The 20546-nt window shown below is 71.7% G+C and carries 17 protein-coding genes; 9 read left to right on the forward strand and 8 right to left on the reverse strand.

From position 1 onward, the window contains the following. Positions 1-201: 201 nt before the first annotated feature. The 4 genes from ilvD to ACFYW9_RS11045 form a co-directional block, all read right to left on the reverse strand. Positions 202-2055 carry a dihydroxy-acid dehydratase gene (ilvD, locus tag ACFYW9_RS11030; RefSeq protein ID WP_389147664.1) on the reverse strand — a complete coding sequence of 618 codons (1854 nt, stop codon included), beginning with the start codon at positions 2053-2055 and terminating at the stop codon, positions 202-204. A gap of 193 nt (positions 2056-2248) precedes the next feature. After that, positions 2249-2866, reverse strand: a complete 618-nt coding sequence (locus tag ACFYW9_RS11035) for a TetR family transcriptional regulator (RefSeq protein ID WP_351866136.1) — start codon at positions 2864-2866, stop codon at positions 2249-2251. Further along, the gene (locus tag ACFYW9_RS11040; RefSeq protein ID WP_261704640.1) at positions 2863-3687 is read right to left on the reverse strand and encodes a sugar phosphate isomerase/epimerase; all 825 of its coding nucleotides are present in this window, start codon (positions 3685-3687) and stop codon (positions 2863-2865) included. The genes ACFYW9_RS11035 and ACFYW9_RS11040 overlap by 4 nt, the downstream gene beginning before the upstream one ends. Before the next feature lie 506 nt (positions 3688-4193). Continuing rightward, positions 4194-5126 (reverse strand): Ppx/GppA phosphatase family protein, encoded by a 933-nt coding sequence (locus tag ACFYW9_RS11045; protein WP_328449698.1) that lies wholly within the window; start codon positions 5124-5126, stop codon positions 4194-4196. Positions 5127-5251: 125 nt separating this feature from the next. Here ACFYW9_RS11045 and ACFYW9_RS11050 point away from each other — a divergent pair, with 125 nt between their 5' ends. Further along, positions 5252-6091 (forward strand): hypothetical protein, encoded by an 840-nt coding sequence (locus ACFYW9_RS11050; protein WP_351866139.1) that lies wholly within the window; start codon positions 5252-5254, stop codon positions 6089-6091. A gap of 84 nt (positions 6092-6175) precedes the next feature. Here the strand turns inward: ACFYW9_RS11050 and ACFYW9_RS11055 are convergent, their stop codons facing one another. Continuing rightward, a complete protein-coding gene (locus ACFYW9_RS11055) occupies positions 6176-7975 on the reverse strand; it encodes a hypothetical protein (RefSeq protein ID WP_389147670.1) in 1800 nt (599 codons plus the stop codon). Positions 7976-8328: 353 nt separating this feature from the next. Between ACFYW9_RS11055 and radA the strand changes: the two genes are divergently transcribed. Both radA and disA read left to right on the forward strand, forming a co-directional pair. Beyond that, positions 8329-9738, forward strand: coding sequence for a DNA repair protein RadA (radA, locus tag ACFYW9_RS11060; RefSeq protein WP_351866145.1), 1410 nt, complete (start codon positions 8329-8331; stop codon positions 9736-9738). 68 nt (positions 9739-9806) lie between these two features. After that, positions 9807-10931, forward strand: coding sequence for a DNA integrity scanning diadenylate cyclase DisA (gene disA / locus ACFYW9_RS11065; RefSeq protein WP_328670696.1), 1125 nt, complete (start codon positions 9807-9809; stop codon positions 10929-10931). A 161-nt stretch (positions 10932-11092) separates the two neighbouring features. Here the strand turns inward: disA and ACFYW9_RS11070 are convergent, their stop codons facing one another. Then, positions 11093-11932, reverse strand: coding sequence for a hypothetical protein (locus ACFYW9_RS11070; RefSeq protein ID WP_389147675.1), 840 nt, complete (start codon positions 11930-11932; stop codon positions 11093-11095). Positions 11933-12123: 191 nt separating this feature from the next. Here ACFYW9_RS11070 and ACFYW9_RS11075 point away from each other — a divergent pair, with 191 nt between their 5' ends. The 5 genes from ACFYW9_RS11075 to cseC all read left to right on the forward strand — a co-directional run bounded on the left by ACFYW9_RS11075 (position 12124) and on the right by cseC (position 16754). After that, positions 12124-13041 carry an A/G-specific adenine glycosylase gene (locus ACFYW9_RS11075; protein WP_389147678.1) on the forward strand — a complete coding sequence of 306 codons (918 nt, stop codon included), beginning with the start codon at positions 12124-12126 and terminating at the stop codon, positions 13039-13041. A gap of 253 nt (positions 13042-13294) precedes the next feature. Next, on the forward strand, positions 13295-13834 hold the full coding sequence (locus ACFYW9_RS11080) for a SigE family RNA polymerase sigma factor (protein ID WP_328449706.1): 540 nt from the start codon (positions 13295-13297) through the stop codon (positions 13832-13834). Continuing rightward, positions 13822-14475, forward strand: a complete 654-nt coding sequence (locus tag ACFYW9_RS11085) for a hypothetical protein (protein ID WP_351866151.1) — start codon at positions 13822-13824, stop codon at positions 14473-14475. Before ACFYW9_RS11080 ends, ACFYW9_RS11085 begins: the two co-directional genes overlap by 13 nt. A gap of 19 nt (positions 14476-14494) precedes the next feature. Beyond that, positions 14495-15193: a two-component system response regulator CseB gene (cseB, locus tag ACFYW9_RS11090; protein ID WP_389147683.1), complete on the forward strand. Its 699-nt coding sequence runs from the start codon at positions 14495-14497 to the stop codon at positions 15191-15193. Positions 15194-15200: 7 nt separating this feature from the next. Continuing rightward, complete coding sequence (gene cseC, locus ACFYW9_RS11095; protein ID WP_389147686.1) at positions 15201-16754, forward strand: two-component system sensor histidine kinase CseC; 1554 nt, start codon at positions 15201-15203, stop codon at positions 16752-16754. A 137-nt stretch (positions 16755-16891) separates the two neighbouring features. On the opposite strand, the gene ACFYW9_RS11100 is transcribed toward cseC, so the two are convergent. Further along, entirely contained in the window at positions 16892-18505 is a 1614-nt protein-coding gene (locus ACFYW9_RS11100) for an MDR family MFS transporter (protein ID WP_389147691.1), read from the reverse strand. Positions 18506-18676: 171 nt separating this feature from the next. Here ACFYW9_RS11100 and ACFYW9_RS11105 point away from each other — a divergent pair, with 171 nt between their 5' ends. Beyond that, positions 18677-19276, forward strand: coding sequence for a TetR/AcrR family transcriptional regulator (locus tag ACFYW9_RS11105; RefSeq protein ID WP_389147694.1), 600 nt, complete (start codon positions 18677-18679; stop codon positions 19274-19276). Positions 19277-19489: 213 nt separating this feature from the next. Here the strand turns inward: ACFYW9_RS11105 and ACFYW9_RS11110 are convergent, their stop codons facing one another. Next, complete coding sequence (locus tag ACFYW9_RS11110; protein ID WP_389147697.1) at positions 19490-20176, reverse strand: M23 family metallopeptidase; 687 nt, start codon at positions 20174-20176, stop codon at positions 19490-19492. Positions 20177-20546: the final 370 nt, after the last annotated feature.

The raw sequence follows: 20546 nt of genomic DNA on the forward strand, positions 1-20546 counted from the left end.
CACGGGCTGCCGGTCACGGGCTGCCGGTCACGGGCTGCCGGTCACGGGCTGCCGGTCACGGGCTGCCGGTCACGGGCTGCCGGTCACGGGCTGCCGGTCACGGGCTGCCGAGGCAGGGCTTCGAAGCCCTGCCCGGCTCGAAAACGGCCCGGCTCGTCGCAAGCCGGCCCGGCTTCGGAGCCGGCCCGGCCTCCGTCGAGGTCAGCCCAGCTTCGAGACGTCGCGCACCGCGCCCTTGTCCGCGCTCGTCGCCATCGCGGCGTACGCGCGCAGGGCGGCCGAGACCTTGCGCTCGCGGTTCGCGGGGGCGTAGACGCCGTTCAGGGCGTCGCGGCGGGTGGCCAACTCCTCGTCGGACACGAGCAGTTCGATCGAGCGGTTCGGGATGTCGATGCGGATGCGGTCGCCGTCGCGGACGAGCGCGATGGTGCCGCCGGACGCCGCCTCCGGGGACGCGTGACCGATCGACAGGCCCGAAGTCCCGCCGGAGAAGCGGCCGTCGGTGATCAGTGCGCAGGTCTTGCCGAGGCCGCGGCCCTTGAGGAACGAGGTCGGGTAGAGCATCTCCTGCATACCGGGGCCACCCTTGGGACCCTCGTAGCGGATGACCACGACGTCGCCGTGCGTGATCTCCTTCTTGAGGATCTTGTCGACGGCCTCGTCCTGGGACTCGCAGACGACCGCGGGACCCTCGAAGGTCCAGATGGACTCGTCGACGCCGGCCGTCTTCACGACGCAGCCGTCGACGGCGAGGTTGCCCTTGAGGACCGCGAGGCCGCCGTCCTGGGAGTAGGCGTGCTCGGCGGAGCGGATGCAGCCGCCCTCGGCGTCCTCGTCGAGGGCCGCCCAGCGCTCGGACTGCGAGAAGGCCTCGGAGGAGCGGACGCCGCCGGGGGCGGCGTACCAGAGCTCGACCGCCTCGGGGGACGGGGAGCCGGCGCGCACGTCCCAGGTCTTCAGCCAGTCGGACAGGGACGGGCTGTGGACGGAGTGGACGTCCTCGTTGAGCAGGCCCGCGCGGTGCAGTTCGCCGAGGAGGGCGGGGATGCCGCCGGCGCGGTGCACGTCCTCCATGTAGTACGTGCGGTCCTTGGCGACGTTCGGGGCGACCTTGGCGAGGCACGGCACCCGGCGCGAGACCTCGTTGATCTCGTCCAGGCCGAAGGGGACGCCCGCCTCCTGGGCGGCGGCCAGCAGGTGCAGGATCGTGTTGGTGGAGCCGCCCATGGCGATGTCGAGGGCCATGGCGTTCTCGAAGGCCGCGTGGGTGGCGATGTTGCGCGGCAGGACCGACTCGTCGTCCTGGTCGTAGTAGCGGCGCGTGATGTCGACGACCGTGCGGGCCGCGTCCTCGTACAGGCCCTTGCGGGCGGTGTGGGTGGCGAGGACCGAGCCGTTGCCGGGCAGGCTCAGGCCGATGGCCTCGGTCAGGCAGTTCATCGAGTTGGCGGTGAACATGCCGGAACAGGAGCCGCAGGTCGGACAGGCGTTCTCCTCGATACGGAGGATGTCCTCGTCCGAGATCTTGTCGTTCACGGCGTCGGAGATCGCGTCGACCAGGTCGAGGGTGCGGACCGTGCCGTCGACCAGGGTGGCGCGGCCGGACTCCATGGGACCGCCGGAGACGAAGACCGTCGGGATGTTCAGGCGCAGGGCGGCCATGAGCATGCCGGGCGTGATCTTGTCGCAGTTCGAGATGCAGATCAGGGCGTCGGCGCAGTGCGCCTCGACCATGTACTCCACCGAGTCGGCGATCAGGTCGCGGGAGGGCAGCGAGTACAGCATGCCGCCGTGGCCCATCGCGATGCCGTCGTCGACGGCGATCGTGTTGAACTCGCGGGCGATGCCGCCGGCGGCCGTGATGGCCTCGCTGACGATCCGGCCGACGGGCTGGAGGTGGGTGTGCCCCGGCACGAACTCCGTGAAGGAGTTGGCGACCGCGATGATCGGCTTCCGTCCGATGTCCGCGCCGGGTACACCGGAGGCGCGCATAAGGGCGCGTGCGCCCGCCATGTTGCGGCCGTGGGTGACTGTGCGGGACCTCAGCTCGGGCATCGTCGCTCGCTCCTTCGGGGAGGCATGAGGAGGGTTATGACTGAAGTCGAGCGTACGCCGGTGCTCCAGGATCCGGACAGGCCGTCCGTATCCCGGAACGTACGTCTCGAACAGCGGCCACCTTCGCATGGCGTACCAGCACGTCAGCGACGTACCGACGGGGTGGAGCCGCCTCGTCGGCGGTTCCGCTCGCTCATGGGTTCGTCAGGTGTCCCTGCACCACGGGCGCCACTCTGTCCACGATGCGCTCCAGGTCCACCGAGGCCAGCGGCTCCACCTTGATCACATGGCGGAGCATGGCGACCCCGACCAGCTGGGCCGCCGCCAGCTCCACGCGCAGCTCCGCGTCCGGGACGTCGAGCCGGGCCGCGACGCGGCGCAGCAGCTGGGCTGCGACGAGGCGGCGGAAGACGGCGGCCGCGGTGTCGTTGTTCACCGCCGAGCGGACGATCGCCAGCAGCGGGGTGCGGCTCGTGGGGTTCTCCCAGACACCGAGGAAGAAGCGGGTCAGGCGTTCCCCGACGCCGTCGAGAGGGCCCTCGACGATCATGTCGGGGGCGCCGAGCGCGGGGGCCATGGCTCCCTCGACGGCCGCCTCGAAGACCTGTTCCTTGGTGCCGAAGTAGTGGTGCACGAGGGCCGAGTCCACGCCGGCGGACCTGGCGATGCCGCGGATCGACGTCTTCTCGTACCCGCGCTCGGAGAACTCCTCGCGGGCCGCCTCCAGGATGCGGTCACGGGTGGCGGGGCCCGCCTCGGTCTGTGTACGGGTGGGGCGTCCCCGGCCGCGGCGCGGGGCGGCGTCCGTCATCCGCGGGGCACCTTCACGGCCGAGGCGAGGTGGAGCCGGGTGAAGGCGAGGGCCTCGGCGAGGTCGGCCTCGCGTTCGGCGCTGGACATCGCGCGGCGGGTGTTGACCTCGATGACCACATGGCCGTCGAAGCCGGAGAGCGCGAGGCGGTCCAGGAGTTCGGCGCAGGGCTGCGTGCCGCGGCCGGGGACCAGGTGCTCGTCCTTGTTGGACCCGTTGCCGTCGGCGAGGTGGACGTGTCCGAGGCGGTCGCCCATCCGGTCGATCATCTGGAGGGCGTCGGTGCGGGCGGTCGCCGTGTGGCTGAGGTCGATCGTGAAGTGCCGGTAGTCGTCCTTCGTCACGTCCCAGTCGGGGGCGTACGCGAGCATCTCGCGGTCGCGGTAGCGCCACGGGTACATGTTCTCGACGGCGAATCGCACGTCCGTCTCGTCGGCCATGCGCCAGATTCCGGTGACGAAGTCACGGGAGTACTGACGCTGCCAGCGGAACGGGGGGTGGACCACGACGGTGCTCGCGCCGAGCTTCTCGGCGGCCGCCTTCGCGCGCTGGAGCTTGGTCCACGGGTCGGTGGACCAGACGCGCTGGGTGATCAGCAGACAGGGTGCGTGGACGGCGAGGATCGGCATCCGGTGGTAGTCGCTGAGGCGGCGCAGCGCGTCGATGTCCTGACTGACGGGGTCGGTCCACACCATGACCTCGACGCCGTCGTAGCCGAGGCGCGCGGCGATCTCGAAGGCCGTCGCCGTCGACTCCGGGTACACGGACGCCGTGGACAGCGCGACCTTCGCATCCGGGATCCGCACGACTGGTTCTGCCACGAGGGACAGCGTACGGGGTGCCTCCGGCGGTTGGGCGGGGGTGGCGGGCTTGGCCGAGGGGCACCTGTTCGGCCCCGGTGGGGCTTTCCCGGGCCTGCCGCCCGGGGGCGTACGTCCCTGCCGGCCTGGGACGCTGCGGCCTCCGGCCGGGGGTGGGGTTCGGCTCCCGGCGGGTGGGGGTGGGGGCTCTGGGCGGGGCGTGCTTGTGATCGATGCCACGGCCCTTGCCGGGCGTTCTGGGGGGTGCCTCGTCGCCGTCGGGGTCTGTGCCGGTGGGCGGGCTCCCCTTGCGGGGGGGGGGCTGGGCGCGCCGTTCCCCGCGCCCCTTCAGGGCGACTGGCCCTCAGGGCGTTCCACGGCACCGCGCTTGGGCGCCCCATCGCCGTGGGGGCGGGGCCGTCGGCGGCCGCCCCTCGTGCCGGGCTGGGCGCGCCGTTCCCCGCGCCCCTTCAGGGCGCCTGGCCCTCAGGGCGTTCCACGGCGCCGGGCGGGCGCGGCCCTCCTTGTCACTCCGAGGCCATCTGGTCCAGGCGGCGCAGGATGACGCCCTCGCGCAGGGCCCAGGGGCAGATCTCCAGGGTTTCGACGCCGAAGAGGTCCATGGCGGCCTCGGCGACCAGGGCGCCGGCGAGGAGCTGGCCGGAGCGGCCCGGAGAGACGCCCGGCAGCTCGGCCCGTTCGTCGGCCGTCATGGACGCGAGGCGGGGGACCCAGTCCTCCAGCGAGCGGCGCTTGAGCTCGCGCTGGACGTACAGGCCGTCGGTGGAGCGGGCGGCACCGGCGATGCGGGCGAGCTGCTTGAACGTCTTGGAGGTGGCGACCACGTGGTCCGGGGCTCCGAAGCGGCTGAACTCCCCGACCGTCCGGGCGATCTGGGCCCGCACATGCCGGCGCAGCGCCCGCACGGCCGCCGGGTCCGCCGGGTCGGTGGGCAGCCAGCCCGCGGTCAGCCGGCCGGCACCGAGCGGCAGCGACACCGCCGCGTCCGGCTCCTCGTCCATGCCGTACGCGATCTCCAGGGAGCCGCCGCCGATGTCGAGACCGAGCAGCTTGCCCGCGGACCAGCCGAACCAGCGGCGGGCCGCCAGGAAGGTGAGCCGCGCCTCCTCGGCGCCGGTGAGGACCTGGAGCTCGACATCGGTCTCGGCCTGCACCCGGGCGAGAACCTCGTCGGCGTTGCTGGCCTCGCGCACGGCCGACGTCGCGAAGGGCAGCAGAGCCTCGACGCCCTTGTCCTCGGCGGCCTCCAGGGCGTCCTGGACCGTCTCGATCAGCTTGTCGACACCTTCGGGGCCGATCGCCCCGCTCTCGTCGAGCAGTTGGGCAAGCCGCAAATCCGCCTTGTGCGAGTGGGCGGGCAGCGGCCGGGCGCCGGGGTGCGCGTCCACCACCAGCAGATGCACCGTGTTCGATCCCACGTCGAGGACACCGAGTCTCATGTGCGGAACGCTACTGCCCACACGGCGAAACACGAGGGGCGGGGCGTAAGCCCACGTCGAACGGTGATCTCCGGGCGGCGGCCGGGGCGTCCCCGGAGCGGGCGTGAGCGACTTACCCTGGACCCGTGCCAAAGACGAAAAAGGCGAAGTCCGACAAATCGGCCACGGGCTCCGCGCAAGCGAAGGCCGCCAAGTCCAGGAAGCCCGTGAAGAAGGGCGACGAGAAGGGGCTCGACTTCGCTCGCGCGTGGGTGGAGTTCCCCGACCCCGCCGATGACGAGCAGGTCTTCCGGTGCGATCTGACCTGGCTGACCTCGCGGTGGAACTGCATCTTCGGGAGCGGCTGCCAGGGCATCCAGGCGGGCCGCGCCGACGACGGCTGCTGCACGCTGGGCGCCCACTTCTCCGACGAGGACGACGAGAAGCGGGTGGCCGGGCACGTGGCCCGGCTCACGCCGGAGATCTGGCAGCACCATGACGTGGGCACGGAGACGGGCTGGGTGTCCAAGGACGAGGACGGCGACCGCCAGACCCGCCCGTACGAGGGCTCCTGCATCTTCCAGAACCGTCCCGGCTTCGCCGGCGGCGCGGGCTGCTCGCTGCACATCCTGGCCGTCAAGGAGGGGCGCGAGCCGCTGGAGACCAAGCCGGACGTCTGCTGGCAGCTCCCGGTGCGTCGCACGTACGAGTGGATCGACCGGCCCGACGACACCCGGGTGCTCCAGGTGTCCATCGGCGAGTACGACCGCCGTGGCTGGGGACCGGGCGGCCACGACCTGCACTGGTGGTGCACGTCGGCGACCTCGGCACACGGCGCCGGCGACCCGGTGTACGTCTCGTACCGTCCGGAGCTGATCGAGCTGATGGGCGAGGCGGGGTACGACCGCCTGGTCCAGCTCTGCGAGGAGCGGCTGGCCTCGCAGCTTCCGCTGCTGGCACCGCATCCCGCGGATCCGGTGGACTGACCGACCCGCGGATCCGGCGGGCCGGGCATCCCGCGGATCCGGTGGGCTGTGTCCGCCGGGCCGTACGACCGGCGGGTCCGGGCGCTACGGCGTGCCCGTTCCCGGGTCGCCGCCCTCCCCCGGCGGCGCCGAAGAGGTTCCCGGGTCCGGGGAGGACGTCTCGGTGGCGGTGGCCGTCGGCGTCGGGTCCGCCGGGGTCGGGGACGGGTCCTGGCTGGGGGTCGCGGCCGGGGTGGAACCCGGTCCCGAGGGGGTCGGGGTGCTCGCGGTGGGGTCCGGTTTCCCGCCGGGGTGGGCGGACGAGCCCGCCTTCCCGTACCCGGTGATCGTGACCACCGCGCCCGCCGGGGCGATCGCCACCCGCGCGGTCCAGTGGCCCGCCGGCTCGCGGAGGTGGTCGACGTACACCTTGACCGTCATCGACTCGCCCGGTTCGAGCGTCCCCGAGGAACGGCTGAGGTAGAGCCAGGCAGCGCCGGTGCGCGCGGACCAGCGGACGGGGGAGCTGCCGGACGCGGTCAGCGTGACCAGCGTCGTGTCCCCGCTGGTTCCGGCCGTCACCGCCAGGTGTCCGGGAGCCGTTCCGCGGGCGCTGACGACCTCGACGGAGACGTCCGAGGAGTCGCCCTTGGTGACGCGGGAGCCGGGTCCCGCGCTGGCGTTCCCGGCGTTCTCGTAGCCGCCCGCCCGCCCGCCGTCCAGACCCTCGGGGTCCTGGGCCTCGCTCGTGCTGGCCGGACGGCCGTCCACGCCCTCACCGGTCAGGGGCGCGCCCCGGTAGGCGGCCCAGAGGGCGAGAACGGGCGCGGCGACGACGGTGGCGACGATCGTCGTCGTGACGGCCCGCGCGCGGAGGCGGTCTCTTCGGGCGGCGTGGTCCTTGGGGTCCATCGGAAAGCCGCGCCGGTCGAAGCGCGGGGCGCTGCTCCGCGCGCGGGGGGCGTGCGCCATCGCGGTGCGCAGGGCCGCGTGCGGGGCCTGGAGCACGGGAAGCGCCGCGGGCGTGACGCTCGTGCCGGGCCAGGCGCCGGGGGCGGCGCGTTCGGCGGTGCGGCGGCAGCGCGGGCAGTCGTCGACGTGCCGGACGAGCTCGCCGCGCAGGGTGGTGCTCAGCACCAGCCGGCTGTCTCCGGTGAGCCGGGCGACGCTCGGGCAGGCGCCGGTCTCCACGACGGCCAGGGCCGCCCGGGTGCGTTCGACCTCGCAGGCGGCGGAGGCGAGCAGTTCGCGCGCCACGACCAGGTCCATGCCGAGGACGGCGGCGACCTCGCGGGCGGCGAGCTGGTGGCGCACCGCGAGTTCGAGCGCCTCGCGCTGTTCGGGGGTGGTCCCGGCGGCCTCCGGCCAGGCCAGCAGGGAGAGTTCGCGACGGCGGTGGTCCTGGACCTCCTCGGACACCGGAGCGGCACTCACCGCCTCGGCCGCGCGCCGGTCGGCGGCGGCCTTGTGCGCCGCGTCGAGGACGGCCCCGTCACGGGGTCCGCCCGCGGGTCCTTGGAGGCCGCCCCTGCGAAGCGCCTGCCGCCCGGAGGCGTGCGCGGCCTGGCGCTTGCGCCGGGCTTCGGTGAGCTTGCGCAGACAGGACCAGCGGGCGAGCGCGTAGAGCCAGGCCCTGCGGTCGCCGGCCGCCTCCGGTCCGCGCGGGCCGCGCCGCTCGGCGAGCGCCAGGGCGTCCCCCAGGGCGGCGGTGGCCGCGTCGTGGTCGCACAGGACGGACAGGCAGTAGGTGAACAGGCCGTCCAGGTAGGGCTCGTAACGCGCGGGGGGACGCCGGACCAGGGTGTGGGGGGTCGCGCCACGGGGCACGGCCGCCCGCTTGCGCGCGGCTCCGTGCGCCCGGTGTGCGCCGGTGGTGTGCGTGGAGGTCTCCGGACTGCTGCTCATCACCCGTGCGACCGTAGGTGCCCGGGCCCGGCCCCTTCCTCCCCCTTGAGCACATTTAATCCGTACGGGTGAAACGATCCCTCATAAGGGGACAGGAACCCTCGACCCCTGGCCTGGGCCGTCACCGGCGGCTATGGCAGTCCATGGCAGATGGGACGGCCACGGGCCCTCGCGGGCCCGGTCGCGCGGGGGTGGGAACGGGGCACGGGGGTGGGAACGGGGGCCCGCGCCGCGCTTTCCCCGAGGAACGGGGCCCTGTCACGAAGGTCCGGAAGCGGGGGTCCGAGCCCGGGCGCGGGTGCGGTCGTACCGTCGCGTGCCGCGTTGTCAGTGGCTACGGCTACGGTTCGGTCATGGCTGCCCGTACGAAATCCGCGAAGGACCGGCCGTCCTACCGCTGCACCGAGTGCGGCTGGCAGACGGCCAAATGGCTCGGCCGCTGCGCCGAATGCCAGGCATGGGGGACGGTCGAGGAGTACGGAGCGCCCGCTGTCCGTACGACGGCACCGGGCCGGGTCACCACGTCCGCGGTGCCCATCGGGCAGGTCGACGGCCGTCAGGCCACCGCCCGCAGCACCGGCGTGCCCGAGCTGGACCGTGTCCTCGGCGGCGGTCTCGTGCCCGGAGCCGTCGTCCTCGTCGCGGGCGAGCCCGGCGTCGGCAAGTCCACCCTCCTGCTGGACGTGGCGGCGAAGTCGGCGAGTGACGAACACCGCACCCTGTATGTGACGGGCGAGGAGTCGGCCAGCCAGGTGCGGCTGCGCGCGGACCGCATCAAGGCGATCGACGACCACCTCTATCTCGCCGCGGAGACCGATCTGTCGGCCGTCCTCGGTCATCTGGACGCGGTGAAGCCGTCGCTGCTCATCCTGGACTCCGTCCAGACCATCGCCTCCCCGGAGATCGACGGCGCGCCCGGCGGCATGGCCCAGGTCCGGGAGGTGGCGGGCGCGCTCATCCGCGCCTCCAAGGAGCGCGGCATGTCCACCCTGCTCGTGGGCCATGTCACCAAGGACGGCGCGATCGCCGGCCCCCGGCTGCTCGAACACCTCGTGGACGTCGTCCTGTCCTTCGAGGGCGACCGGCACGCGCGCCTGAGGCTCGTCCGAGGGGTCAAGAACCGCTACGGCACGACGGACGAGGTCGGCTGCTTCGAGCTGCACGACGAGGGCATCACGGGGCTCACCGACCCGTCGGGGCTCTTCCTGACGCGCCGTGCCGAGCCCGTCCCGGGCACCTGTCTGACCGTCACCCTCGAAGGCCGCCGTCCGCTGGTCGCCGAGGTCCAGGCGCTCACCGTGGACTCCCAGATCCCCTCCCCGCGCCGTACGACCTCCGGTCTGGAGACCTCCCGCGTCTCGATGATGCTCGCCGTCCTGGAGCAGCGCGGCCGGATCAGCGCTCTCGGGAAGCGGGACATCTACTCGGCGACGGTCGGCGGTGTGAAGCTCACCGAGCCCGCCGCGGACCTCGCCGTCGCGCTCGCCCTGGCGTCCGCCGCCAGTGACGTCCCGCTGCCGAAGAACCTCGTGGCGATCGGCGAGGTGGGGCTCGCGGGCGAGGTCAGACGGGTCACGGGCGTCCAGCGACGGCTGGCCGAGGCCCACCGTCTGGGCTTCACCCACGCCCTCGTACCGACCGATCCGGGCAAGGTTCCCGCCGGCATGAAGGTCCTGGAAGTGGCCGACATCGGCGCGGCTCTGAGTGTCCTTCCGCGCTCGCGTCGCAGAGAGGCCCCACGGGACGAGGAGCAGCGCCGGTAGACTTTGCCCTGGTCTCGCCCGTCCGTACGAACCGAGCGCGACCGGAAACCCGCGACCGGAGGAGTGCAGTGGCAGCCAACGACCGGGCAGCAGCTCCCGGAAAGTCCGGCGGGAGCTCCGGCGCCGATGGCCTGATGCGCGCCGCACTCAGCGCCGTGGCACCCGGTACGGCACTGCGCGACGGGCTTGAACGGATCCTCCGCGGCAACACGGGCGGACTCATCGTGCTCGGCTCCGACAAGACCGTCGAAGCCATGTGCACGGGCGGTTTCGTCCTGGACGTCGAGTTCACCGCGACCCGTCTGCGTGAACTGTGCAAGCTCGACGGCGGCATCGTGCTCGACAAGGACATCACCAAGATCCTTCGGGCGGGCGTGCAGCTGGTGCCCGACCCGACGATCCCCACGGAGGAGACGGGCACGCGGCACCGCACCGCGGACCGGGTGAGCAAGCAGGTCGGCTACCCCATCGTGTCGGTCTCCCAGTCGATGCGTCTGATCGCCCTGTACGTCGGCGGTCAGCGCCGCGTCCTGGAGGACTCCGCCGCGATCCTCTCCCGTGCGAACCAGGCCCTCGCCACCCTGGAGCGCTACAAGCTCCGCCTCGACGAGGTCGCGGGCACGCTGTCGGCGCTGGAGATCGAGGACCTCGTCACGGTCCGGGACGTCTCCGCGGTCGCCCAGCGTCTGGAGATGGTGCGCCGTATCGCCACCGAGATCGCCGAGTACGTGGTGGAACTGGGCACGGACGGGCGGCTGCTGACCCTCCAGCTCGACGAGCTGATCGCCGGCGTCGAGCCCGACCGTGAGCTGGTCGTCCGGGACTACGTGCCCGAGCCGACCGCCAAGCGTTCCCGCACGGTCGACGAGGCGCTGTCCGAGCTGGACGCGCTCAGCCATGCCGAACTCCTCGAACTGTCCACGGTGGCCAAGGCGTTGGGCTACACCGGCTCCCCCGAGGCGCTCGACTCCGCGGTCTCTCCGCGCGGGTTCCGTCTCCTCGCCAAGGTGCCGCGGCTGCCCGGCGCGATCATCGACCGGCTCGTGGAGCACTTCGGCGGTCTCCAGAAGCTGCTCGCCGCGAGCGTGGACGACCTCCAGACGGTCGACGGCGTGGGCGAGGCCCGGGCCCGCAGTGTCCGCGAGGGCCTGTCCCGTCTCGCGGAGTCGTCGATCCTGGAGCGCTACGTCTAGGGCTTGTCGTCTGGATCATGCGGCGGGACGCGGGGCAGGGCACGCGCATCCGCGCCCCGCACAACGGGGCGGGCTTCGCCTGTCGGGGCACCAGGAGTGCTCGTCGGGGAATCCGTGACCCCGGGGCCGCCGGGGTGCACTCCGCTCGGGACCGAGGGTGCTCAGTCCTTGGACAGGACGAACGACGTCTGCGCCTTCGCCAGCCCCGGTGCCTTCGCCTCGACGAGGTAGGTGCCCGCGGGAGCCGAACCCGAAGGGGGCGTGGCGCACTCGGGGGCGCCGGGCCTGCGGTCCCACTTCACCGTGTGGACGGTCTGGCCGCCGGCCGGCACGCGGAAGAGGATGCCCGCGGCGTCCTTCGGGCAGTCGTCCGAGGCCCAGATGTCCTCGTCGCCACCCGCCTGAGTGATCGTCAGAACCGCGCTCTTCGGGCCGAGATCGACCTTGCAGTCGCTGCCCGAGGTGTTCTTGGCGATGAGCTCGATCTCGGGCTGCTCTCCGGGCGCGTAGGTGTTGCGCACGCTCTTGAGCGTCAACTTGACGTTGCCCGGGGTGCAGTTGGGGACGGTGGAACCGGCCGGAAGCCGGTCGGCCGCCTCGCCGCCGTTCTCGGACCCGCCGCCGGAACCGCCGCCGGCACTCTCGCCGGATCCCGTGGAGCCGTCGCCCGAACCGTCGCCCGAGCCGCCCCCGGAACCGCCGCCCGACGCGCCGCCGTCACCGCTCCCGCTCCCGCCGCCGTCACCGCTACCGCTCGACTCGTCGCGGCCGCCCGGGTGTTGGCTGATCGCGGGGCCCGAACCGGAGGGTCCCGGCGTGATCGAGGAAGCGGGATTCTTGCCGTTGGACCCGCCGGCGGTGTTGTTGCCGCCCCCGCCTCCGGTGCCGACCACCCAGACCGTCAGAAGCGCCAACAGCCCTAGTACGGACAGCAGAACGGCCCTCCGACGCCAGTAGATGGTGGAGGGTAGCGGCCCGACCGGATTGCGCAGAGATCCCACGGCGCAAACTCTACGAGAGATCGGCCGCGCCACAGGCCCCACCCGCCGCCCCGGTACCAACTTTTCCGGATCATCATCCCGGCGGACATCCGTCCCGGCGCCGTGACGGCCGCCGGGTGCGGTCTTTCACCACCGCCCGCCCCGGCGTCGTCCCCGCATCCTCACCGCCGCATGGCAGGATCGACATTGCCATGACTGCACCCACCAAGCCCACCGGGCCCACCCGGAACGCCACCGGCGAGGACCTCCACACCCCCGTCATCGCCTGGTTCGACGAGCACGCCCGCGATCTGCCCTGGCGGCATCCCGATGTCGGCCCCTGGGCGGTGATGGTCAGCGAGTTCATGCTCCAGCAGACCCCCGTCAACCGTGTCCTGCCCGTCTACGAGCAGTGGCTGGCCCGCTGGCCGCGCCCCGCCGACCTGGCGAAGGACGCGCCCGGAGAGGCGGTCCGGGCCTGGGGACGGCTCGGCTATCCGCGCCGCGCCCTGCGTCTGCACGGCGCCGCGGTGGCCATAGCGGAACGGCACGGCGGCGACGTACCGACCGATCACGCGCAGTTGCTGGCGCTGCCCGGCATCGGGGAGTACACGGCGGCGGCGGTCGCGTCGTTCGCGTACGGCCAGCGCCATCCCGTCCTGGACACGAACGTCCGCAGGGTCTTCGCCCGAGCCGTCACCGGCGTGCAGTACCCGCCGAACGCCACCACGGCCGCCGAGCGCAAGCTCGCCCGCGCCCTGCTGCCCGAGAGCGAGAGCACGGCGGCGCGCTGGGCCGCCGCCTCCATGGAACTCGGCGCGCTGATCTGCACGGCGCGGAACGAGGCGTGCCACCGCTGCCCGATCGCCGCGCAGTGCGCCTGGCGGCTGGCCGGCAAGCCGGAGCACGACGGACCGCCGCGCAAGGGGCAGACGTACGCGGGCACCGACCGCCAGGTGCGCGGCAAGCTGCTGGCCGTCCTGCGGGAGGCGCATGTGCCGGTTCCCCAGACCGCGCTGGACCGGGTGTGGGACGAGCCGGTGCAGCGGGGCCGCGCGCTCGACGGACTCGTCGCCGACGGACTGGTCGAGCCGCTCCCCGGCGGTCTGTATCGGTTGCCCCTCACCTAGAACAGACGCCACAACCGGATCAACCGGGCAATAGGGCCCCATTCTCCTACCCCGTTTCCATAGCCGTTACACAACCGACGGACAGCCGAGTGCTGGCCGCAGGCTGTCTCGGACAACCCCGTGACAACGGCTCCGTAGCTTCAGTGCCGTACCGCAGCGAGTGCCGCCCGACCGGCGGCACGGCAGCGGCGGTTCGCAGGCGACGGAGAACCGGCAGCACGCGGGCCGGAAACGGGGACGGAGGCGGTTGATCATGGCGCAGGGTGAGGTGCTCGAATTCGAGGAGTACGTCCGAACCCGGCAGGACGCGCTGCTGCGCAGTGCCCGCCGTCTGGTCCCCGACCCGGTCGACGCCCAGGACCTGCTCCAGACCGCGCTCGTGCGGACGTACGGCCGCTGGGACGGCATCGCGGACAAGCGTCTCGCCGACGCCTATCTGCGCCGCGTGATGATCAATACGCGTACCGAGTGGTGGCGGGCCCGCAAGCTCGAGGAGGTGCCCACCGAGCAACTGCCGGACGCGTGCGTGGAGGACGCCACCGAACAGCACGCGGACCGTGCGCTGCTGATGGACATCATGAAGGTGCTGGCACCCAAGCAGCGCAGTGTCGTGGTGCTGCGACACTGGGAGCAGATGTCCACGGAGGAGACGGCCGCCGCGCTCGGCATGTCGGCCGGAACGGTCAAGAGCACGCTGCACCGGGCGCTGGCCCGGCTCCGCGAGGAGCTGGAGAGCCGCGACCTGGACGCCCGCGCGCTCGAACGTGAGGAGCGGGAGCGTTGCGCGGCCTAGGAGTCCGGGGCAGAACGGCCCTGAAGGCGGGGAGTTCGGCGGCGGCCGGGCTCGCCGCCCTCGGCCTTTTCGTGACCGCGTGCGCGACCGGCGGCACCGGTGCGCGCGACGAGGGTCCGGCGGGCAGCGACACGGTCGCCAAGGGCGGTATCAAGCCGGTCGTCTCCGGCTCGCCGGCCAAGGCCGCCCCCCGGCGCGTGGACGCGGTCAAGCTCGTCAAGGACGATCCGGCGGTCAGCGCGGCGGTCAAGCGCGACCTGAAGCCGTGCGTCGCCGACGAGTACCCGGTCGACGTGTCGTACGGGGACCTGACCGGCGGCTCCGCGAACGACATAGTGATCAACGTGATGACCTGCGCCGACGCCGTGGGTGTCGGCAGCTACGTCTATCACGAGCAGAACGGCCGGTACCAGAACGTCTTCATGGCCGAAGAGCCTCCGGTCTACGCCGAGATCGACCGGGGCGATCTGGTGGTCACCCAGCAGCTGTACGAGAAGGGCGACCCGGTGTCGTACCCGTCCAGCGAGGAAGTGATCACCTACGGCTGGTCCTCGACACGCTTCGTCGAACAGTCCAGGATCCACAACGACTACAGCAACGCGGTGGGCGGCTCCGTTTCGCCCGCCCCGGACGCGAACTGAGAGCGGGCGGAGCAGCCGGATGGCAGAGCAGACCCACGTCCTGTTCGTCGAGGACGACGACGTCATCCGCGAGGCCACACAACTCGCCCTGGAGCGCGACGGCTTCGCGGTCACGGCCATGCCCGACGGGCTCTCGGGTCTGGAGGCGTTCCGCGCCGACCGTCCCGACATCGCCCTGCTGGACGTGATGGTCCCCGGGCTCGACGGTGTGTCGCTGTGCCGCCGTATCCGCGACGAGTCGACCGTTCCGGTCATCATGCTGTCGGCGCGCGCCGACTCGATCGACATCGTGCTCGGCCTGGAGGCCGGCGCCGACGACTACGTGACCAAGCCCTTCGACGGTGCCGTGCTGGTCGCCCGTATCCGCGCGGTGCTGCGCCGCTTCGGGCACGCGAGCGGCGGCGCGGGCGAGGGGACCGCTCCGGTGGAGGGCGGGGTGCTCGTCTTCGGTGAGCTGGAGGTCGACACCGAGGGCATGGAGGTGACCCGGGGCGGTACGCCGGTGGCGCTGACGCCCACCGAGATGCGGCTGCTCCTGGAGTTCTCGTCCGCGCCGGGGACGGTGCTGAGCCGCGACAAGCTGCTGGAGCGGGTGTGGGACTACGGCTGGGGCGGGGACACCCGGGTGGTCGACGTCCATGTGCAGCGGCTGCGTACGAAGATCGGCCAGGACCGTATCGAGACGGTCCGCGGCTTCGGCTACAAGTTGAAGGCCTGAGCACACCATGCGGGGGATATTTCAGCGTTCCGCTGCTGCGGGGAACCCTCCGGCCGCGGGGCGGGGACCGGTTCCGGGCGGACGTGCGGAGGCGGGGGTCGGAGTGGGCACGGGTTCACGCGAGAAGGCCGGTGCCGGGTCAGGTGCCGGCCGGGGAGAGGTTCTCGGCGGGGGCGGGGGCGGGAGGCCCGGCGCGGTCGCCGGCCGGGGCCGGGGCATCGGCATCGGGATAGACCGGGGCACGGATTCGGGTACGAGCATCCGTACGGGCATCCGCTGGAAGCTCAGCACCGCGATCGCCCTGGTCGGCGCGCTGGTCGCCGTGGCGCTGAGCCTGGTCGTCCACAACGCGGCCCGCGTCTCGATGCTGGACAACTCGCGCGACCTCGCCGACGAGCGCATCCAGCTCGCCGAGCGCATGTACGGGCCGGGCCGGCCGCCGCCGTTCGGGGCGAAGATAGACGATCCCTCCATTCCGTCGGACCTGCTGGTGAAGGTCTCGGAGGGACGGCGGGCGACCTACGTCTCGGACAGCTCGAACGGCGCGCCGGACATCTGGGCCGCCGTACCGCTCAGGAACGGCCAGGTGCTGTCCTGGCACGAGCGGTTCACGGACCGCAACGCGGACGTGATGAAGGACCTCGACCAGGCGCTGATCATCGGCTCCATCGCGGTCGTCTTCGGCGGCAGCGCGCTCGGTGTGCTGATCGGCGGCCAGTTGTCGCGCCGGCTGCGCAAGGCGGCGGCCGCGGCGAACCGGGTCGCCAAGGGGGAACCGGACGTCCGGGTGCGGGACGCGATCGGCGGTGTCGTGCTCGACGAGACCGACGACCTGGCACGGGCCGTGGACGCCATGGCCGACGCGCTCCAGCAGCGCATCGAGGCCGAGCGCCGGGTGACGGCCGACATCGCCCATGAACTGCGCACCCCGGTGACCGGGCTGCTCACGGCGGCCGAGCTCCTGCCGCCCGGCCGCCCCACCGAGCTCGTACGGGACCGCGCGCAGGCCATGCGCACGCTCGTCGAGGACGTCCTGGAGGTCGCCCGGCTCGACGGGGCCTCCGAGCGGGCCGAGTTGCAGGACCTCATGCTCGGCGAGTTCGTGGCCCGGCGGATCGCCGCCAAGGGCGCGGACGTCGAGGTGCGGGTGGTGCACGAGTCGGAGGTCACGACGGACCCGCGCCGTCTGGAGCGCGTCCTGCTCAACCTCCTGGCGAACGCGGCCCGGCACGGCAGGCCGCCGATCGAGGTCACCGTCGAGGGCCGGGTCATCCGCGTCCGCGACCACGGCCCCGGTTTCCCCGAGAAGCTCCTCGCCGAGGGGCCGAGCCGCTTCCGCACCGGCAGCACCGACCGTGCGGGCGACGGCCACGGACTGGGCCTCACCATCGCCGCCGGCCAGGCCCGGGTGCTCGGCGCACGGCTGACCTTCCGCAACGTACGGCCCGCCGGGGCCCCGGAGGGCGTGCCCGCCGAGGGCGCGGTCGCGGTGCTGTGGCTGCCGGAGCACGCGCCGACGAACACGGGGAGCTATCCGATGCTGCCGGCGTCCGGGAAGTAGGCGGCCCCGGCCGGGTCTGTCCTCGCCGCCTCGGTCCGGCCGTCACCGGGCACAGCGGAAGGCCCCCGGGGCGGACAACGCCGGGGGCCTTCGGTGCGAGGAGTCCAGGGGCCGGGAGGGCCGGCCCCGCGATCAGGTCAGACCGGCTCGGCGAGCTGGACCTGGGGTGCCTCGTCCGGCGCGCCGCCCTCGCCGGGCTTGGGCGCGCCCGCTCCCTTGAGGGCGACCTCCTTGACGAACACCGACGAGATCATCACGATCACGGCCACCGACGCGCCCAGCAGGAAGGCCGAGTGCGTACCGGCCGACACCGCGTGCTGGTAGGCCTCGCGCGCCGCCGCCGGCAGCTTCGCCAGGCTCGCCGCGTCCAGCTGCGGGGACTGCTCGGTGATCTTCGAGCCCAGTGCGCCGGCCTTCTCGGCCATGACGTCCTTGACGCGGTTGTTGAACAGCGCGCCCATGACGGCGACACCGAACGACGAGCCGAGCGTACGGAACAGGGTGGAGGAGGAGGACGCGACGCCCATGTCCTTCATCTCCACGCTGTTCTGCGCCACCAGCATGGTGACCTGCATCAGGCAGCCCATGCCCAGGCCGAGGACGGCCATGTAGACGCCGGACATGAAACGGGTGGTGTCCGTGTCCATCGTCGACAGCAGGTAGAGGCCGATCACCATCAGCACACCGCCGAGGACGGGGAAGATCTTGTAGCGGCCGGTGGCGGTGGTGACCCGGCCGGCGACCATCGACGTCACGAGCATCGCGCCCAGCATGGGCAGCAGCAGCAGACCGGAGTTGGTCGCGGACGCGCCCTGCACCGCCTGCTGGTACAGCGGCAGGAACAGCGTGGCGCCGAACATGGCGAAGCCGGTGACGAAGCCGATGATCGACATCAGGGTGAAGTTGCGGCTGCGGAAGATGTGCAGCGGCAGGATCGGCTCGGCGGCCTTGGTCTGCCAGAAGACGAACCCGACCAGCGCGGCGACACCGAGGCCGATGAGCTCCATGATCCGCGCGGACGACCAGGCGTACTCCGTGCCGCCCCAGGTGGTGACGAGGACGATGGAGGTGATGCCGATGGTCAGCAGCACGGCACCGAGGTAGTCGATGCGCGTCTCGGACCGCTTCTTCGGCAGGTGCAGGACGATGCTGATCGCGGCGAGCGCGATCGCGCCGAGCGGCAGGTTGATGTAGAAGGACCAGCGCCAGCCCCAGTTGTCGGTGATGGTGCCGCCGATCAGCGGACCGCCGATCATCGCCAGCGCCATGATGCCGGCCATCATGCCCTGGTACTTGCCGCGCTCACGGGGCGGGATCAGGTCACCGATGATCGCCATGACGCCGACCATGAGACCGCCGGCGCCGAGACCCTGGACGGCCCGGAATCCGATCAGCTCGCCCATGTTCTGGGCCATGCCGCTCAGCGCGGAGCCGATCAGGAAGATCACGATCGACGACATGAAGGCGCCCTTGCGCCCGTACATGTCGCCGACCTTGCCCCAGATCGGGGTGGAGGCCGCGGTGGCGAGGGTGTACGCCGTCACGACCCAGGAAAGGTGTTCGAGTCCGCCGAGCTCACCCACGATGGTCGGCATGGCCGTGCCGACGATCATGTTGTCGAGCATCGCCAGCATCATCGTGAGCATCAGCGCGAGCAGGACCACGCGCACGCTGCGCTGCCGCTTCTCGCCCTCGGCCGGTTTCCCGGTCTGTTCCACGGCCGGTTCGGCCGCTTTCGTCCTGTCCGCCATCGCTTCCACTCCCCTGAGTACTTCTGCCGCCGTCCGGCTACTTACTTGCCGACCGGCAAGTTAACTACACTCAGGAAAATAGCTTCGCAACTAGCCGGGCGTCAAGTAAGCAACACTAGTTTTACCAGCCGGTCGACAGGTAAGTTTCCAGGGAGCGCGAGGAGTACGAGGATGGGCGGCACCATGGACGGCATCAAGCGGCAGCGCCGGGGCGACACCCGGCAGCGCATCCAGGACGTAGCTCTCGAACTCTTCTCCGAGCACGGCTACGAGAAGACCTCGCTGCGTGAGATCGCCGAGCACCTCGATGTCACCAAAGCCGCGCTGTACTACCACTTCAAGACCAAGGAAGAGATCCTGATCAGCCTCTTCCAGGATCTGACGCGACCGCTCGACGAACTGATCGAGTGGGGCAGGCAGCAGCCGCACAGTCTGGAGACCAAGCAGGAGGTGCTGCGCCGCTACAGCGAGGCACTCGGCGGCGCGTCCCCGCTCTTCCGCTTCATGCAGGAGAACCAGGCGACGGTCCGCGAGCTGAGCATCGGCGAGACCTTCAAGGACCGCATGATCAGCATGCTGGAGATCATCAAGGAGCCCGAGGCACCGCTGACCGACCAGGTCCGCTGCATCAGCGCGCTCTTCACGATGCACGCCGGAATGTTCGTGCTCAAGGAGGTCGAAGGCGACCCCGAGGACAAGCGCAAGGCCGTCCTGGAGGTCGCGATCGACCTGGTGACCCGGGCCCACGGGGGCGGAGCCGGAACCTCCTAGGGTCCGCCGTGCGGATCAGGCGGCCCGCGTCCCGCCGCGCGATCCGAACGACAGGCCGCCCAGGGCGGTTCCGGCGCGCGGAGTTTCCTGGTGCCGCCCCCCTCGCACGCGAGCGGAGCCCCGCTGCCGTCTCCGGCAGCGGGGCTCCGCTTCTGGTTCCGCTCTCCGGCACCGCACGCCGGGGCCGCGCGCCGGATCACCGGCGCGGGCGGGTCAGACCTTGACGCCCATGGTGTGAAGGAACGCCACGGGGTTGACGGCCGAACCGTAGTTGGGGGTCGTACGGATCTCGAAGTGCAGGTGCGGGCCGCTGGAGTTACCGGTGTTGCCGGAAAGGGCTATGTGCTGACCGGTGGAGACGACCTGACCGACGTGCACGTCGACGCGCGACAGGTGGGCGTACTGCGAGTACGTGCCGTTGGCGTGCTTGATGACGACGGCGTTGCCGTACGCCGGACCGTCACCGGCGCCGTTGCCGCCCGCCTTGACGACGGTGCCGCCGTGGGCGGCCATGACGTTGGTGCCCGTCGGCACGGCGAAGTCCTGGCCGGAGTGCTTGTGGGCCCACATGCCGCCGGCCTGGTTGAAGCTGGCGGACAGGGAGTACTTCGCGACCGGGTCGACCCAGGAGGCGGCCTTCTTCTTCGCCGCGGCCTTCTTGGCGACAGCCGCCTTGGTGGCGGCCGTCTTCTTCGCGGCGGCGGCCTTGGCCTGAGCGGCGGCCTGGGTGTGAACGGCGTTGGCCGCGGTGACGTTGGCGCTGGTGCTGACGCCCGTTTCGGCGGCGGTCGCGACCCCTGCGCCCAGCACGACCGAGGCTCCCAGACCGACGGTCAGAACGGCCGCCCGAGTGCGGACCATGGACGTAAGGGACTTGCGGGACGTGACGCGCTTCGACATGAATACCTCGTGGAGACGGGGACAAGGGACTGAGCAACCACTCCGGCGAACTGCCTGCCGCCGTGTTGGCCATTCATTGGTAACCCGCGCCCCCGGCCGCACTCAAACCCCCCATCTACGGTGTGAAGTAGTACTTCATCCCCAAACTTCCCGAACCTTGACACCCCGGACATTCGGCAAGGGATCTTGTCCCTTTGGCCCGGAAAACAGGGTTTAACCCCACTTCAGGCCCGCACATCCCTTGCTAAACCTGCTCTCGACCCACCCTTCGGGACAGCCCGCCGACAGTCCCCTCCACCCCGGGCCAAAGGTCCTTTTTGTCCGTTTTCGCGTAGCTACTACTCGCTCTAGTACCGGATGAAACGCCTGT

Source organism: Streptomyces sp. NPDC002698 (genome assembly GCF_042888945.1).
Lineage (GTDB): Bacteria > Actinomycetota > Actinomycetes > Streptomycetales > Streptomycetaceae > Streptomyces.

What these genes read in the sequence shown, in the direction of transcription:
- ilvD (WP_389147664.1), bottom strand. Translation starts at nt 2,055, where the DNA reads ATGCCCGAGCTGAGGTCCCGCACAGTCACCCACGGCCGCAACATGGCG.
- ACFYW9_RS11035 (WP_351866136.1), bottom strand. Translation starts at nt 2,866, where the DNA reads ATGACGGACGCCGCCCCGCGCCGCGGCCGGGGACGCCCCACCCGTACA.
- ACFYW9_RS11045 (WP_328449698.1), bottom strand. Translation starts at nt 5,126, where the DNA reads ATGAGACTCGGTGTCCTCGACGTGGGATCGAACACGGTGCATCTGCTG.
- ACFYW9_RS11055 (WP_389147670.1), bottom strand. Translation starts at nt 7,975, where the DNA reads ATGAGCAGCAGTCCGGAGACCTCCACGCACACCACCGGCGCACACCGG.
- radA (WP_351866145.1), top strand. Translation starts at nt 8,329, where the DNA reads ATGGCTGCCCGTACGAAATCCGCGAAGGACCGGCCGTCCTACCGCTGC.
- ACFYW9_RS11075 (WP_389147678.1), top strand. Translation starts at nt 12,124, where the DNA reads ATGACTGCACCCACCAAGCCCACCGGGCCCACCCGGAACGCCACCGGC.
- ACFYW9_RS11080 (WP_328449706.1), top strand. Translation starts at nt 13,295, where the DNA reads ATGGCGCAGGGTGAGGTGCTCGAATTCGAGGAGTACGTCCGAACCCGG.
- cseB (WP_389147683.1), top strand. Translation starts at nt 14,495, where the DNA reads ATGGCAGAGCAGACCCACGTCCTGTTCGTCGAGGACGACGACGTCATC.
- cseC (WP_389147686.1), top strand. Translation starts at nt 15,201, where the DNA reads ATGCGGGGGATATTTCAGCGTTCCGCTGCTGCGGGGAACCCTCCGGCC.
- ACFYW9_RS11100 (WP_389147691.1), bottom strand. Translation starts at nt 18,505, where the DNA reads ATGGCGGACAGGACGAAAGCGGCCGAACCGGCCGTGGAACAGACCGGG.
- ACFYW9_RS11105 (WP_389147694.1), top strand. Translation starts at nt 18,677, where the DNA reads ATGGGCGGCACCATGGACGGCATCAAGCGGCAGCGCCGGGGCGACACC.
- ACFYW9_RS11110 (WP_389147697.1), bottom strand. Translation starts at nt 20,176, where the DNA reads ATGTCGAAGCGCGTCACGTCCCGCAAGTCCCTTACGTCCATGGTCCGC.